The sequence below is a fragment of the Arcanobacterium phocae genome (assembly GCF_900105865.1).
GTDB classification, from domain to species: domain Bacteria; phylum Actinomycetota; class Actinomycetes; order Actinomycetales; family Actinomycetaceae; genus Arcanobacterium; species Arcanobacterium phocae.
The window spans coordinates 1,015,760-1,032,196 of the sequence record NZ_LT629804.1 but is presented as its reverse complement, the minus strand read 5'-3'; the positions used below and the strand labels follow the sequence as shown (position 1 = coordinate 1,032,196).

The 16,437-nt window shown below is 50.5% G+C and carries 10 protein-coding genes; 6 read left to right on the top strand and 4 right to left on the bottom strand.

Features of this window, described 5'->3' with window-relative positions; genetic code table 11:
• Positions 1–27 precede the first annotated feature (27 nt).
• Complete coding sequence (locus BLT51_RS04515; protein ID WP_091280376.1) at positions 28–957, bottom strand: pseudouridine synthase; 930 nt, start codon at positions 955–957, stop codon at positions 28–30.
• Between the two features lie 79 nt (positions 958–1,036).
• Here BLT51_RS04515 and pta point away from each other — a divergent pair, with 79 nt between their 5' ends.
• The 5 genes from pta (at position 1,037) to BLT51_RS04490 (ending at position 9,626) form a co-directional block, all read left to right on the top strand.
• Positions 1,037–2,656 (top strand): phosphate acetyltransferase, encoded by a 1,620-nt coding sequence (gene pta, locus BLT51_RS04510; protein ID WP_091280374.1) that lies wholly within the window; start codon positions 1,037–1,039, stop codon positions 2,654–2,656.
• A gap of 57 nt (positions 2,657–2,713) precedes the next feature.
• Positions 2,714–3,886, top strand: a complete 1,173-nt coding sequence (locus BLT51_RS04505; protein ID WP_091280372.1) for an acetate/propionate family kinase — start codon at positions 2,714–2,716, stop codon at positions 3,884–3,886.
• Positions 3,887–3,888: 2 nt separating this feature from the next.
• Positions 3,889–4,344, top strand: a complete 456-nt coding sequence (locus BLT51_RS04500; protein WP_091280370.1) for a GNAT family N-acetyltransferase — start codon at positions 3,889–3,891, stop codon at positions 4,342–4,344.
• 253 nt (positions 4,345–4,597) lie between these two features.
• On the top strand, positions 4,598–7,147 hold the full coding sequence (locus BLT51_RS04495) for a Rib/alpha-like domain-containing protein (protein ID WP_091280369.1): 2,550 nt from the start codon (positions 4,598–4,600) through the stop codon (positions 7,145–7,147).
• A gap of 187 nt (positions 7,148–7,334) precedes the next feature.
• Positions 7,335–9,626 (top strand): Rib/alpha-like domain-containing protein, encoded by a 2,292-nt coding sequence (locus tag BLT51_RS04490; RefSeq protein ID WP_091280366.1) that lies wholly within the window; start codon positions 7,335–7,337, stop codon positions 9,624–9,626.
• A gap of 79 nt (positions 9,627–9,705) precedes the next feature.
• Here BLT51_RS04490 and BLT51_RS04485 read toward each other — a convergent pair whose 3' ends face one another.
• The 3 genes from BLT51_RS04485 to BLT51_RS04475 all read right to left on the bottom strand — a co-directional run bounded on the left by BLT51_RS04485 (position 9,706) and on the right by BLT51_RS04475 (position 15,542).
• On the bottom strand, positions 9,706–12,672 hold the full coding sequence (locus BLT51_RS04485) for a discoidin domain-containing protein (protein ID WP_091280364.1): 2,967 nt from the start codon (positions 12,670–12,672) through the stop codon (positions 9,706–9,708).
• A 273-nt stretch (positions 12,673–12,945) separates the two neighbouring features.
• Positions 12,946–14,334, bottom strand: coding sequence for a class II fumarate hydratase (locus tag BLT51_RS04480; protein WP_091280361.1), 1,389 nt, complete (start codon positions 14,332–14,334; stop codon positions 12,946–12,948).
• Positions 14,335–14,432: 98 nt separating this feature from the next.
• Positions 14,433–15,542, bottom strand: a complete 1,110-nt coding sequence (locus tag BLT51_RS04475; protein WP_091280359.1) for a GuaB3 family IMP dehydrogenase-related protein — start codon at positions 15,540–15,542, stop codon at positions 14,433–14,435.
• Between the two features lie 119 nt (positions 15,543–15,661).
• On the opposite strand from BLT51_RS04475, the gene BLT51_RS04470 reads away from it, so the two are divergent.
• The gene (locus BLT51_RS04470; RefSeq protein WP_091280356.1) at positions 15,662–16,348 is read left to right on the top strand and encodes an exonuclease domain-containing protein; all 687 of its coding nucleotides are present in this window, start codon (positions 15,662–15,664) and stop codon (positions 16,346–16,348) included.
• Positions 16,349–16,437 lie beyond the last annotated feature (89 nt).

The following is a 16,437-nucleotide window of genomic DNA, read 5'->3' as shown; positions in this document are numbered from 1 at the left end:
CGACATTCCCGAACAACTTAAAACCCATCAAACAATCGCCTGCGCCAACCGTGCCGAACTAGTAAACACTCGTTCCACTCCGTCCACTGGGTCCACGAAACTCAGTTCCCGGGCGTGAAGTTGCAGTGGATATGCCCGCGCGGCTTCCTCTTCTTTCGTGAACAGCCGCGGATAAAGCGGATCGCCTAAAATCGGCGCACCCACATGTTCTAATGTGACCCGCAACTGATGAGTTTTCCCGGTGTGCGGAATAAGCTCCCATTGAGCTAGCCCGTCGGCGCGCGCCACGATTCGCATCTGCGTCACCGAGTTCGGTTCACCAGGAACGACGTCGGTGGCCAGCGGCCGATATCCGCGCTCTAACCGCAGTTCCACGGTTTCCCAGGTATCGAACCCGGGAATATCGCGGGTGATCGCACAATACGTCTTCCCTACAACCCGGCGTTCAAACAAGGTCTGGTACGGTTTGCGCCACCGGGGTTCGCGAGTGAGCAACACCAACCCGGCAGTTTCGGCATCCAACCGGTGAGCACATACCAGATCGTCGTCGTTAAACTGCCGGCGGGCTGCCACCGTAACCGTGTGCGCCACATGGGAACCGCGCGGAATCGTCGCCATACCGTGAGGTTTATCCACCACAATGAACCGCTCTTCGTCAGCAACCACACTCAACTCAATCGGTGAATCTGGCTCGTCTGGAACGGGACGAAAAATCCATACCCGCATCCCCGAAACATAAGGTTCGGCGCGAGATATCTCACGTCCCCCGTCGGCCAAAACGTCCCCCGCATCAAGCAACACCAGCCCAAGGTCACCGAAGCGCGTCACTATCCATTCGCCGATAGTTCGCCACGAACCGGGCTCTAAGGTGACCGGCGTAGCGTTGATTCCGCCCCGCAAAGCTGGGCGCACTGCTACCCGATGGCGCGCGCGTCGAACAGAACGAGGGGTACGCAACTATGTTCTCCTTTACCCGAAAGTCCTAAAACCGTGACAAAATAAAGACGTTACACCAAAGACGTTGAAAGGACCCGACGTGACTCACAGTCTGTACTTCACCGCAGCCGAAGGAAATGTTGGAACTCAAGCACTCGTTCGTACGCTCGTTGCTGAGCTACAAAAAACATACTCGTCAGTAGGAGTATTCCGTGCTTTTACTAACGGCCCGGTCGAACAAGACATTCAGTTCCAAGAAGCCTTGAGCCTTCTTGGCCGCGAGGATGACCTTCAGCTTGCCTGGGGTGCTACCCGCCAAGCATACGTGGATGACGAAGAAGCCGCAATGACCGACGTCGTCAAGCGCTACACCGATTACGCACAACAATTCGATGCTGTTCTTATTCTTGGTTTGCTCGACGGCGATCCGCTCAACCCGGGTGTGCTTGCCCGCATTGGTCGCGCAGCAGCAAACTTGTCCACCACCATTATGTTCGCAGTTTCGGGCGCGCTGCGTTCGGCTGATCAGCTTGCCACAATCGTCTCGCTGTCTGCCAACGAATTCACCCACGAGCACGCCCCAATTTCGGGCATCGTTGTCACCAACGCTGATTCGGACATCGTAGCTGAAGCTGGTATCGACAACGCGATCGTTTTTGCCGACGGCGAAGCAATCGAACTATCCGAAGCTGGCCGTAACGCTTTGATCGCTGCGATGGAGCAGGGTTCCGACGTCGTCACCCCACTATCCTTCCAGTCATGGCTGATTTCCCGCGCCCGCGCCGACCGCAAGCGAATCGTGCTCCCCGAAGCTACCGACCCACGCATTTTGCGTGCCGCTGATGAACTCCTAGCTCGCGAAGTTGCTGACATTATTTTGATTGGCGACGCCGATCAGATCCACGCACACGCTGCCGAACTCGGCGTTGACGTATCCAAGGCACGCATTGTTTCAGTTGACGATCCAGAACTGAACGAAAAGTACGCCCAAGAATTTGCTCGCCTGCGCGCCAAGAAGGGCGTGACGATCGAGCAGGCTCGCGAGAAGGTTAAGGATCTGTCCTACTTCGGCACCATGATGGTTCACATGAACGACGCCGATGGCATGGTTTCCGGCGCGATCCACACCACCGCTCACACCATCGTTCCGTCCTTCCAAATCATTAAGACTAAGCCAGGTGCGGCGCTCGTTTCGTCCTGCTTCCTGATGCTCATGGAAGACCGCGTCTATGTTTACGGCGATTGTGCAGTCAACACTAACCCGAGCCCACAAGAGCTCGCCGGTATTGCGGTCTCCTCTGCGGAAACCGCGAAGGCATTCGGCGTCGATCCGCGCGTTGCTATGCTCTCCTACTCCACCGGCACTTCTGGCAAGGGTCCAGACGTGGACGCCGTCGTCGAAGCAACTGCTATCGCACGTGAAATGGCTCCAGAGCTGGCACTCGAGGGCCCCATCCAGTATGACGCTGCGGTTGACGCTCACGTTGCACAAACCAAGCTGCCTGACTCCCCGGTTGCCGGTAAGGCGAACGTGTTCGTCTTCCCAACGCTCAACGCCGGCAACATCGGTTACAAGGCTGTCCAGCGTTCGGCCGGCGCAGTTGCCGTGGGCCCAGTTTTGCAGGGTCTGAATAAGCCGGTCAACGATTTGTCCCGCGGTGCACTTGTTGAAGACATCGTCAACACTGTTGCTATCACCGCAATCCAAGCTCAGAACTGACGCGCACACCGCCGTCGGCATTCATCAAACTCCGTCATAGAAAGTAAGAAACGAACAATGACAGTTCTTGTTATCAACTCTGGTTCCTCGTCAATTAAATATCAGCTCGTGAATCCAGAAACCGGCGAATCCATCGCTTCTGGCCTTGTTGAGCGTATTGGCGAACCAGAAGGTCACATCGAGCACAACTACAACGGCACCACAACTGACATCAACGAGCCAGTGCCAGACCACGGTGTTGGCTTGCGTGAAGTTATCCGGTTGTTCAACGAAGTTGGCCCGAACCTTGACGAAGCCGGAATCAAGGCAGTTGGCCACCGCGTCGTTCAAGGCGGAAAGCACTTCGATAAGGCTGCCGTCATTGATGATCGCGTGGAAGGTTTGATCGAAGAGCTCATTCCGCTTGGACCACTCCACAACCCAGCCCACTTGAAGGGTATCAAGGTTGCGCGTGAACTATTCGACGTGCCAAACGTCGCCGTTTTCGATACTGCGTTCTTCCAGCACTTGCCAGCCGAAGCCGCCACCTACGCTATTGACCGTGAAGTTGCCGAAAAGTATCAAATTCGCCGTTATGGCGCACACGGCACCTCCCACCAGTTTATCTCTCGTAAAGTGACGGAGATGCTGGGCCGCGACGATCTCAAGCAGATCGTTTTGCACTTGGGTAACGGTGCCTCAGTTTCGGCCGTAGTAAACGGTGAAGCTGTAGACACCTCGATGGGCTTGACCCCACTCGAAGGTCTAGTCATGGGTACTCGTACTGGTGACATTGATCCAGCAGCGGTATTCCATCTTGCTCGTCAGGCTGGTATGTCCATCGACGAACTCGACACCCTGTTCAACAAGCAGTCAGGCTTGAAGGGCCTGACCGGTTCGAACGATATGCGCTCGGTTTGGGAGATGGCTCATGAGGGCAACGAGAACGCAATCGAAGCACTCGAAGTCTACATTCACCGGTTACTGAAGTACGTTGGCTCTTACACCGCAGTGATGGGTGGCTTGGATGTGCTCACCTTCACCGCTGGCGTGGGCGAAAATTCGTGGGAGACCCGCAAGATGCTGCTCGATCGGTTGGCACCATTCGGCGTCAAGTACGACGCCGATAAGAACATGGTTCGCTCGAAGGAACCGCGCGTAATTTCGACTCCAGATTCGGCAGTTACCGTGCTTGTTGTTCCAACCAACGAAGAGCTCTCGATTGCTCAGCAAGCTATGGAAGTGATCTGAAAATGGCAGTAGATCTCGTCACTGACGTCACCCCAGAGCTAGAAGCCGCATTCGGCCGGTTGATTGGTCAGCTTTCGCGTTCGGCTAAGCCAATGAACGGCGAACAAATCGAGGGCTTTTTGGCACAGGACTGCGTTGATTTGCTGGTTTTCCGGGGCGACGACGGCGCTGGCGAAGCTGGCGAAGCACCGATTCTCGGTATGCTGACGCTTGTCACATTCGAGATTCCAACCGGGTGGCGCGCCTGGGTGGAAGACGTGGTTGTTGATGAGGCAGCCCGCGGCAAGGGCGTTGGCGCGTCACTAGTTACTACCGCTATTGAGTTGGCGAAGAAACGAGGTGCAAAGACGGTTGATCTGACCTCTCGCCCATCGCGCGAGGCAGCTAACCGGTTGTATCAACGAGCCGGTTTTGAGCTACGCGAAACCAACGTGTATCGGGTGACAAATACCCGATAAGCGTGCAATTAATGACAAAGTGAGCGGTTCTTCCTCTGATAGAGAACCGCTCACTTTTTATTAGACTTCTTTTAATTACCACTAGACTATGTTTTTTCGACAATTAACCCACTTATGTGCTCTAACCCACTGAAAGTCTTTTCATTTTTCTGGAACTACTTTCCACTTCCGTTTATACTAATTCTGATATATCAGCTATCCAGAGCCTGAAATATTTTGCATAGGTTCTGGTAAGTACACATAGGAAATGCGTATGATCACTAAGAAACTTCAGCAAGTATGGGCTTTTGTTTTAGCTCTTGTTCTTATGCTTGTAGCATTAAGTGGTGGTTTGCTCACCACGCGCTTCGCTCACGCAGAAGAAAATGCCCAAGCTCAAAGCGTGACCGTCAATTTTGATTTTGATTCACTAGCAGGCAAAGGCAACTTTGCCGATCACGTCTGGGTTTACCAGTGGGAAAATTCGGGAAATTTTACAACCTCAGCTCAGCGTATCTCAAAAGATAAAAAATACGTGACTATCAAGCCTCTCGGGGCAGAAACCACTGTAAACTTCATAGTATATATTGGTAATTTTAAAGGCTCTAACATCGACGTCTGGAACCGTTTCAGCAATGGAGAGCTAGCGCAAACCGACGACATAAACGCCACCCCCGGCAGTTCTTACAACGTTACATACGATAATCTACACAAAGATGCACAACATCTTCCACGACCATTGGCCGATAATGCTATTTATACGCCTACTTTTGACGTCCCTAGCGAAGTTGAACAAGGACAAACATTCTCTCTTCCCGCTCCAAAATTCGTTTCCTTGAACGGCGTTGAGCTTACTTCTCCAGCAAACGGAGTAGCAAAATTTGAGATTATTTCCAATACAAATGGTTTAAATGCTACTATTGACACCAATGGCATAGTTACCATTCATCCTGACTACACGATTACGCAAGGAACTCATACCGTTTCTATCAAAGTGACTTATAAAGACGGAACTTTTGACACTGTTGGCATTAATTTTCCCATCGTAGCCGCTAAGATTATGGAGCTCATCTATGGTCCTCACCCCATCTCAGTGGAGCAAGGAAAAACAGTAACCGTTACTGCTAACGCTAAGCTCGAGAATCTTCTTGTCAATATGCCACAAGGAAGTATGTTCTCTCTCACGTCAGCACCTCATTCAGCCATTAAAATTAATCCGACCACCGGAGAGATAACTGTTGCGCCAGCTATTGATGCTCAGACCGGAACATACAAGCTTCATGTCAAGGCAACCTACAAAGGCAATCTCATCGCCCAAGGCGATGCCATTGTCATTATTACCCCTCAAGAAGAAAGCTCTGCTTCTCCCTCAGCTGCCTGGAGGTTCTCTTACGACAAGCTCACTGTTACTCAAAACGAAACCCAGAGCGTTGATGTAACTGCTAGCCTATTCGGTAAGAAAACCTCACTACCCCACGACATCACCTTCTCCACAGGCGAGAACACACACAAATGGGTCACAGTAGATTCTAAGACCGGTACTGTAACAGCCAAGCCAGACGAATTTGTAGCCGCACAAGACTACACTTTCAAAATGGTTGTTACTCACCTCGACGATACAGTTACTTTAGCCCCAGTGACGATCACTGTCACTAAGGCACCAGCTGGCGATCTCGATACAACTGCCTGGAAGTTCTCATACAATAAACTCACTGTTGCTCAGAACGAAAGCCAGAGCGTTAATGTAACTGCTAGCTTGTTCGGCAAGAAAAGCTCACTGCCAGCTGGCATTACTTTCACCCCCGGTACCGACATGCCAAGCTGGATCACAGTAGATCCAAAGACCGGTAAAGTAACCGCCACCCCAGACGAATACGTTGCAGCACAAGACCACACTTTCACAGTTGCTGTCACCCACCTCAACGGCGAAGTCACGACCGTCCCAGTTAAGATCACTATCACCAAGGCAGACAACGCCCCAGAACTAAAGTCTCAGTTGTGGAAGCTGTCGTATGCTGACACAACAGTCCAGCAACTAAAGTCAGCCAGCGTTGACCTTACTGCTACCTTGTTCGGCAAGGAACGCGCCCTACCACGCGCAGTCACCTTCGCTAAGGGTGCAGACATGCCAAGCTGGATCACAGTAGATCCAAAGACCGGTGAAGTAACCGCCAACCCAGACGAATACGTTGCAGCACAAGACTACGAATTCACAGTTGTTGTTACCCACCTCGACGGCGAAGTTACGACCGTCCCAGTTAAGATCACTATCACCAAGGCAGACAACGCCCCAGAACTAAAGTCTCAGTTGTGGAAGCTGTCGTATGCTGATACAACAGTCCAGCAACTAAAGTCAGCCAGCGTTGACCTTACTGCTACCTTGTTCGGCAAGGAACGCGCCCTACCACGCGCAGTCACCTTCGCTAAGGGTGCAGACATGCCAAGCTGGGTTATGGTTGACGAAAAGACCGGTACCATCACAGTCAAACCATCTGAGTATGTTGAGCTTAAAGACTATGTTTTCCATGTAGTAGTTACTCACCTCGATGGTAAGACCGAAAAAGTTGCAGTGAAGATCAAGGTAATCGAAGCGGATCCAGAAACAACCTACCCGTTAACACCGCTCAAGCCTGGAAAACACACTATTCCAGCCCTCGAGCTCACACCAGCACAACCAAACGCTAAGCCACAAGCACCAAAGCCAGTAGAAACACCATCAACTGGCCTAGCAAAAACCGGTATCAGCCTTACTGGCCTAGCAGGATTAGCACTCATCTCAACACTCACAGGCGCAACGATCGCACGCCGTCGTCACGCTAACTAGCCACAAAACACAAAAAGATCCGTGGGGGTCACGTTTAAGAACGTGACCCCCACAACCTATGGCAAAGATATAAGTCACATATTTCAATCTGCACTACGTTCTTCGATATTCTTAAATAAGAAAGATCGTTCTATCCAAACATCTTTCCGCATTCGTTTAATTTATCGCATTCCATTTAGGAGCATTAATGACAAGAACTACCTTGAAGCGCGGAGGAGCAGCTTTACTAGCTTTCTCCCTAGCATTCGTTGGATTGAGTTTCGTCTTCAGCCAGCCCATATCAGCCCACGCAGAGGAGACAGCTAAACAAAAAGCTTCTCTCGAAGTTACCTTCGATTTCGATTCACTACCATCAAACCGACCAACATTTAAAGACATGGTGCGCGTTTATCAATGGTCAGTTGATAAGAAGACTAAAAAAGACCAGGCAATTTCCAAAGACACAAAAACTATTTCCCTTACGCCACTTGGCGATGATAAAACTATTAATTTCTATGTCTATGTCGGAAAAGATCAAGGTTACGGCCCTGAAATTTCCGACCGGGACCTATATAGTTTCTCTGGTAAAAAAGCTAAAACTGCGGAGCTATCTAATGTACATGTAGGGCGTTCTCTTGAACTATCCTTCGCCAATTTGATGGATAGTAAGGATTCATTACCTGAAATACCAACTGATGCGTCCTTGTACGAGCCACTATTTCTAGAAGAACCAAACACTCCTGATTCATTCTCTTCAATAGAGCAAGGAGCTTCTGAGCTCGTTCTTCCGCGTGTAATGTTTAAGCCTAAAAACGGTGTTCCGCTAATCAAAGTGCCCAGTGGAGATTTCTCATTAAGCTTAAAAACAACCCCATTCGGTGCTGAGGTGATAAATCCTGGATATCTCCGTCTCGGACCAATTGACATTGATGCTCAACTCGGAAAGCACAATATCAATGTTGAAATCACTTATGCTGACGGAAGTAAAGAGTCTGCAACAGCTTCTTTCATAGTTACGGAAAAGCTTACTCCAGAGCTTGAGTCTCAGTTGTGGGATATTTCGTATCCAGACCTCACATTAGAACAACGCGAACACATCGATCTCTCAGTAAAAGCGACACTATTCGGCAAGGAACGCGCCCTACCACGTGCAGTAACCTTCGCACCAAGCGAAGACGTACCTAGCTGGGTAAAGATCAACAAAAACACCGGAACACTCACAATCACCCCTGACGAGTATACCGAACCACGAAACTACACATTCCAAATCCTCATTACCCACCTTGATGGTTCAACCGGACTATACCCAGTTAACATCACTATCACCAAGGCAGACAACGCCCCAGAACTAAAGTCTCAGTTGTGGAAGCTGTCGTATGCTGATACAACAGTCCAGCAACTAAAGTCAGCCAGCGTTGACCTTACTGCTACCTTGTTCGGTAAGGAACGCGCCCTACCACGCGCAGTCACCTTCGCTAAGGGTGCAGACATGCCAAGCTGGATCACAGTAGATCCAAAGACCGGTGAAGTAACCGCCAACCCAGACGAATACGTTGCAGCACAAGACTACGAATTCACAGTTGCTGTCACCCACCTCGACGGCGAAGTCACAACCGTCCCAGTCAAGATCACTATCACCAAGGCAGACAACGCCCCAGAACTAAAGTCTCAGTTGTGGAAGCTGTCGTATGCTGATACAACAGTCCAGCAACTAAAGTCAGCCAGCGTTGACCTTACTGCTACCTTGTTCGGCAAGGAACGCGCCCTACCACGCGCAGTCACCTTCGCTAAGGGTGCAGACATGCCAAGCTGGATCACAGTAGATCCAAAGACCGGTGAAGTAACCGCCAACCCAGACGAATACGTTGCAGCACAAGACTACGAATTCACAGTTGCTGTCACCCACCTCGACGGCGAAGTCACAACCGTCCCAGTCAAGATCACTATCACCAAGGCAGACAACGCCCCAGAACTAAAGTCTCAGTTGTGGAAGCTGTCGTATGCTGATACAACAGTCCAGCAACTAAAGTCAGCCAGCGTTGACCTTACTGCTACCTTGTTCGGCAAGGAACGCGCCCTACCACGCGCAGTCACCTTCGCTAAGGGTGCAGACATGCCAAGCTGGGTTATGGTTGACGAAAAGACCGGTACCATCACAGTCAAACCATCTGAGTATGTTGAACTTAAAGACTATGTTTTCCATGTAGTAGTTACTCACCTCGATGGTAAGACCGAAAAAGTTGCAGTGAAGATCAAGGTAATCGAAGCTGATCCAGAAACAACCTACCCGTTAACACCGCTCAAGCCTGGAAAACACACTATTCCAGCCCTCGAGCTCACACCAGCACAACCAAACGCTAAGCCACAAACACCAAAGCCAGTAGAAACACCATCAACCGGCCTAGCAAAAACCGGTATCAGCCTTACTGGCCTAGCAGGATTAGCACTCATCTCAACACTCACAGGCGCAACGATCGCACGCCGTCGTCACGCTAACTAGCCACAAAACACAAAAAGATCCGTGGGGGTCACGTTCACAAACGTGACCCCCACAGCTTATTTAACGAGCTCCATTCTAATCAGGCGTATGATTCTTTCTTGCGTCCTATCGCTATCCCTGCGCCTGTTAGGCCGACACTGACAGCTAGCAGTCCAGCAATCGAAATGCCAGTATGTGCTAAGCCGTTCCGGCCATCAGCTGTCTTTTCCTCTTGGCGCTGAGCAATTGGCTGAGGCACGGTAGGGATCAAAGTACCACGGTCTCGGACTATAAACGCTATCGAGAGAGATTCTACGTCTTCTGCACGCTTAACTTCGAAATGATGTGTACCCGGCTTAAAGTTTTTCGGAACACTCCATGTAAATGTAGCAGTACCATCTTTCTCAGCCTTGAGAGTACCTAATTGCATCAGATCAGAATGAACTGCGATATTAACAATTTCATCAGCCTTTAGGCCCTCTATTCTTAGTGTCAGCTTCTCTCCTTGCTTTACATTCACATTATCCAGCGTTAACTGAGGAGCAGGCTCCGGCTCCGGCTGAGGAGCAGGCTCCGGCTCCGGCTGAGGCGCAGGCTCAGGCTCCGGCTGAGGAGCAGGCTCCGGCTCCGGCTGAGGAGCAGGCTCCGGCTGAGGCGCAGGCTCAGGCTCCGGCTGAGGCGCAGGCTCCGGCTCCGGCTGAGGCGCAGGCTCCGGCTCTTCCTTAATAAATTCGCTTAAAGTCAAGGCTTGATCGTTAACTTTCATGTAACGGGTAACGCCACCTGTATCTTGGTCCCATGAGCGTTGCGGAGCCGTTGCTACCGAGCTATCTCCCATCGCCAGCGTCAAACCGCTGTAACGATTAACAAGCCGTAATGTCGCAGTTTTTTCACCACTAATTTGATCAACTAACGGGATAGCAAACCACTGCTGTCCAACATCTTTAGGGTCAGCGGTACTCAGTTTTATTGGCGCATCCCACGCCCGCCCATCATTGCTGGACGAGTCCACTCCAATTGCCTTCCCAGATGCGGAAAGAATCATGTACGATCCGTCGTCGAGATCCTTAAACACCCAAGTACCATTGTTCTCTTCTGCTTTAGATCCGGTAGTTAAAGACGCGTTATCTGACGATACCTTGAGCATTTGGCCACTGCCATTGGCAATAGTGTAAACCTTAGAGGTGTCGATCGGCTTATATGGTTTTTCCACTTCGACAGACAGGTTGATCAGGTCCGCAACCCGATTATCTTTACATCCGAATGAACAGTATGCACGGAAGTTCTTTCCGACTATAGAACTATTCGTTTTATTTGCCGAATCAAGGAACCAGCGATACCAAGAAGCACTGTAATAAGCTTTACCAGTGTCACCTATCTTCACCCATTTCTGGGTAGCAAGATTGTCTGTCGCATAGTACTCTTGCGAAGCTCTTCCAGATTGGTCTTTATGCTGAGGTTGGGCAATGTATAGACCTAAATAGGCGTTGTAGGTAACGTCCATAACAAACAACGGAGAAGTATCCGGCATAAGTCCCGTGGCGACTTGCTGTTGCGCAGTGCCCCGGTTATTTGGATTATATTCTTTTTCTACTGGAGTGTAACCGTTCGGGTTTCCATCAGAAACGGGAACCATGTTCGATTCTTTACCACCTACTCCAGGCTCCTTCCACGTGCCGTTGTACCATTTTTGCCATGTACCAGTCTTCATCTTCCCAGAAATCGGGGCGCGCGCAACATGCTCATGGAATGTCACCCAAGACCCTCGCTTATTGACAACACGCGAACCATAAAAAACATAGAAGTAGCCAGAGCTGTAATCTACATACAAACGCGGATCGCCGTCACCGTAATAGTACGTTTGCTCCGGGAAAGCTTGGTCATCTCCACGAACAGTACTATATGGAGAGGTTATAGCATGACCCGGTATTGCCCAATGCTTTCCCTGATCATGAGAGACCGCATAGTCAATCGAATCAAAATGGAGGCCATCGGCAAAAGGCTGCGGAGTGAACTCGTTATGGATTAAGCCGTACCAATCACCAGTATCCGGATCAACCCATACATTAATCAAATCGCAAAAGTTTCGTTGAGAATAATGATTGCGCGAAGGCGCAAATGACGATTCTCGACCAGTTGGGCTGGTGTTACACAAAAGCGTAGTATCTGCATTGGTTCCAGCAGAGTTAAGTTCACTATCAGCGTTCATACGATCCATATTCGGCCCAGTAAAAAACTGCCAGTGGCGCGCCTGCTTTTCTCCATACAATGCAGCCGCATGTAAATAGCGGAATTGCCCGTCTTTATCTAGGAATGGCCACGCTGGGGTGTCTGAAGGGTTACGCCACGTCTGCGTATCATATGAATCGACTGTGACAATTCCAGGCTTTTCAGGTTTATCTTCCGGCGTAGGAGTAGGTGGTTCAGGTGCCGGCTGTTCGGAACTCTTTACAGCCGTCGCAGCATTGAATTCAGCCAACGTAGCAACGTTTTCCGGTTGACTATTCCCGCCCCATGACGAATTGTAAATTACTCGAACACACCGGGCCGGACGCGGATCAAAATTGACAACCAGATTAACAAGGTTTGCCGGATCATATGCCTGACCAGCTTCCTGCTGACCACTCGTAGCCTCCTGGAACTCAGCGCTCGCAACAGTCGCCTCAGCACTACACCTAGGATCAACAGATGTTTCAATACTATATTTACCTACCCGCCCTGAGCCATTTGAGGACTGGCGTGGAGTCAGCGTCACCTGGCCAAGATTCAGAACATCTTGTCCGAGATCTATGACAAAAGAATGCGGCAATGGGTCTACTCTTCCGTTACCGTATGCTGTATGCCAATAAGTGTCTTTATTATTATCCAGGACGAGATTTATCGGCCCGTTACTACCTTCATTAGTAGCCACTGAATCGGTTGTTACCGCTTTCATTTGAGTTTGGTTTAGTGGCGTATAGTCATACGCCACTCGTTCTTCACCGAATGCCGGAGTCAGAGTACCGGCAGAAACAAACGCTGCTGTAAGTAGTGCACAGGCAGAACTCCACGACGAACGGTGTTTCATATGTCACGCTCCCTTGCGTTTAATAGTGCTTCACACATCGCCATTGATGTGCAAGTATCAACGCATATCTCTTGTAAAACAACAATTATGCGTTCCTACAGCTGTCATTATTTCATTAAACAAATCTTGTAGTTCGATTTTCACGGCAATGAACTCAAACCTGCAAAATCGTGTAATATTTACTTATTTTTCTGACTAATTCTGCAATATATGCAAAAAACTGGGGCACTCCATACTTGGAGCACCCCAGTTTTAGCTTGCGAAATTCTAGTCTTAGAATTCGCCCACCATTGTGGTGACGTCGAGAGCCTTATTAAGTGTCTCTTCATCAATTTCACCACGCTCAACGAAGCCGAGGTCAAGAACAGCTTCCTTGATTGTCATGTTGTTCTTTACCGAATGCTTTGCAATCTTTGCAGCGTGCTCGTACCCAATGTGACGGTTCAACGGGGTCACAATCGACGGCGAAGACTCAGCTAGTTGCAAGCAACGGTCTTCGTTGGCAATGATGCCGTCAACCGTACGCTTAGCCAAAGTTTCTGCGACGTTGCCCAAAATTTCGATGGACTCGAGCAAGTTCTGAGCCATAACTGGAAGCATCACGAGCAGATCGAAGTTGCCTTGTGCACCAGCAAATGCAATGGTTGCATCGTTACCAATAACCTGGGCAGCTACCTGGACTGTTGCTTCTGGAACAACTGGGTTAACCTTACCTGGCATGATTGACGAGCCTGGTTGGAGATCTGGGAGGTGGATTTCGCCCAGACCAGTACGCGGACCAGAGCTCATCCAGCGCAGATCGTTGGCAATCTTAACGAAGGAAACTGCGATGGTACGCAATGCACCGGACGTCTCTACGAGAGAATCCTGTGCAGCCTGTGCTTCGAAGTGGTTAGCTGCCTCAACGAATGGCTGACCGGTGTGCTCGGCAATAAGCTCAATCACGCGGGCCGAGAAACCAGCAGGCGTATTGATACCAGTACCAACAGCGGTACCACCAAGTGGAAGCTCGGCTAGACGCGGCAAGGCGTCCTTGACGCGTTCGATGCCAAGACGAACTTGTGCAGCGTAGCCGGAGAATTCTTGGCCCAAGGTGATTGGGGTGGCATCCATCAAGTGGGTGCGTCCCGACTTCACGATCTTCTTGAACTCTACTGCCTTGCCTTCCAGCGAGGTAGCAAGTACATCGAGCTTTGGCAACAGGTGGGTATTGATTGCCTGAACTGCAGCAATGTGGATTGACGATGGGAATACGTCGTTAGAAGACTGCGAGCAGTTGACGTGATCGTTTGGATGAACTTCGATACCCGAAGCCTTCGTTGCGATAGTAGACAACACTTCATTGGTGTTCATGTTCGACGACGTACCCGAACCGGTCTGGAACACGTCAATTGGGTACTGATCATCATGCTTTCCTGCAATGACTTCGTCAGCTGCAGCAACGATAGCGGCAGAACGCTGTTCGTCGAGTGTGCCAAGCTCCAGGTTAGCTAGAGCTGCGGCACGCTTAATTTCTGCTAATGCATGTACGTGTGCTGGTGTGAGAGTCTTACCCGAAATTGGGAAGTTCTCAACTGCACGCTGTGTCTGCGCACGGTACAAAGCATCAACCGGCACTCGCACTTCACCCATTGTGTCGTGTTCGATGCGGTATTCGGTCATGTCAACCTCCTTGTTTAGCGCCCTTGTTGGCGCGACATTTGACATTTTAACGCGGGAACTATTGCCCTATGTAGGGCATTCGTCCACCGTTGGTTTTCTTACGCGCGAGCAGTGATTTCTACTCGTTGGAATTCTTTAACATCCGAGTATCCAGTCATAGCCATTGAGTGACGCAGTGCACCAATAAGATTAGTGGTACCTTTGGCATCCGTAGCCGGACCGAATAACAGTTTCTCGAGTGGGCCGGCGGTACCGACGTGGACTCGTTCACCACGCGGTAACCGAGCATGGTAGGCTTCCCCGCCCCAGTGGAATCCTTGTCCAGGGGCTTCGTCCGCGCGAGCAAGTGCGGTACCGAGCATAACGCCGTCGGCACCACACGCAATGGCTTTCACCAAGTCGCCAGAATGCGAAACCTGACCATCGGCGATGACGTGAACATAGCGTCCACCAGTTTCGTCCATATATTCGCGACGAGCGGCTGCGACGTCGGCAACTGTTGATGCCATCGGGACTGTCGTTCCTGCGGTTCGAACGTTCGCGCTGGTTGCGCCGCCGCCAAACCCGGCCAAAACTCCGGCTGCTCCGGTGCGCATCAGGTGCAAAGCTGCGGTATAAGACGCGACTCCACCGACGATCACTGGAACGTCGAGTTCGTAGATGAAACGTTTCAGGTTCAATGGTTCCCGATTCGAGGAAACGTGTTCTGCGGAAACCACGGTTCCGCGAATAATGAACAGATCTACCCCAGCGTCGACGACGGTACGCCAGTGCTCTTGGGTACGTTGTGGGGAGAGTGCTCCCGCGACGACGACGCCGGCACTGCGGATCTCATCAAGGCGTGCGCGGATCAGCTCTGGCTTAACTGGCTCGCGATAAATACGTTGCATCAGTTTAGTAACGTAATTCGGTTCAGCATTTGCGATCGCATCGAAATGCGGTTGCGGATCTTCATAGCGAGTCCATAAACCTTCAAGGTCAAGAACCCCTACCCCGCCTAGTTTTCCAAGTGCAATTGCAGTTTGAGGAGACGTTACCGAATCCATTGGAGCACTCATAACGGGGATGTCTAAAAGATTGGCATCTAGTTGCCAAGAAACCGATACATCATTCGCATCGCGAGTTCGCCGCGAAGGAACAATGGAAATATCGTCGAATGAATAACCTACTCGGGCGCGTTTTCCGCGGCCAATCTCAATTTCTGCCACGTATCTAAGACTACCAGCATCCGTGCTGATGGAGATGATTACTAGCTGACTTAAAAGTATGTCGGACCTACTCAGTATGATGGGCAGTAACAACTGAAACATATGATTTGGAGAATACAATGTGGACATCGCAACCAATGGTTGGGTTTGATACCGAAACAACTGGTGTGGATCCTACTGCCGAACGGTTAGTCACTGCCTCAGTGGTCATTGTTGACTCAGCAGGGGTCACTCGGCATTATTGGCTAGCTGATCCGGGAGTAGAGATTCCTTTGCAGGCTCAAAATGTTCATGGTATCTCTACTGAACAAGCACGCCGGGAAGGTGAACCGGTGGCAAAAGTTCTTAATGATGTAGCGGATCTTCTGTGCAACCATATGACTGCTGGGCATCCTATTGTGGCGTTTAATGCTGCTTATGATCTGACGCTGATGGAATGCGAACTTGAGCGTCATGGTCTAACAACTATGGCAGAGCGATTGGGACACGAAGTTGGCCCAGTAATAGATCCGTACATTCTAGATCGCACAGTCGATCGCTACCGTCGCGGAAAACGCCGGCTCGAGAACTTAGCTAACCATTACGGTGTTGCTGCGGATGATTCCTTCCACAACGCTGAAGCTGATGTCTTAGCAACGTTACGTGTTCTCGGCGCAATGTTACGCCGCTACCCGGAACTAGCCGAGGATTCCCTCGCGCACCTGATGACTCTACAACAGCAAACATATACCGAATTCCAGCAATACATGGCCAGCCGTCATGGGCAACACATCGCTGGCCCACTTCCCTGGCCAGTTACCAAATAACGTGAGACGGCTTCATACGGAATGCAGTGAGGCTCGGCTACACATTGTAGCCGAGCCTCACTAGCCTGCCATAGGAAGCAATCTAGTCT

Bases quoted from the DNA above. Each gene is read 5' to 3' on its own strand.
- BLT51_RS04505 (WP_091280372.1), top strand. From the start codon at position 2,714: ATGACAGTTCTTGTTATCAACTCTGGTTCCTCGTCAATTAAATATCAG.
- BLT51_RS04500 (WP_091280370.1), top strand. From the start codon at position 3,889: ATGGCAGTAGATCTCGTCACTGACGTCACCCCAGAGCTAGAAGCCGCA.
- BLT51_RS04495 (WP_091280369.1), top strand. From the start codon at position 4,598: ATGATCACTAAGAAACTTCAGCAAGTATGGGCTTTTGTTTTAGCTCTT.
- BLT51_RS04490 (WP_091280366.1), top strand. From the start codon at position 7,335: ATGACAAGAACTACCTTGAAGCGCGGAGGAGCAGCTTTACTAGCTTTC.
- BLT51_RS04485 (WP_091280364.1), bottom strand. From the start codon at position 12,672: ATGAAACACCGTTCGTCGTGGAGTTCTGCCTGTGCACTACTTACAGCA.
- BLT51_RS04480 (WP_091280361.1), bottom strand. From the start codon at position 14,334: ATGACCGAATACCGCATCGAACACGACACAATGGGTGAAGTGCGAGTG.
- BLT51_RS04470 (WP_091280356.1), top strand. From the start codon at position 15,662: ATGTGGACATCGCAACCAATGGTTGGGTTTGATACCGAAACAACTGGT.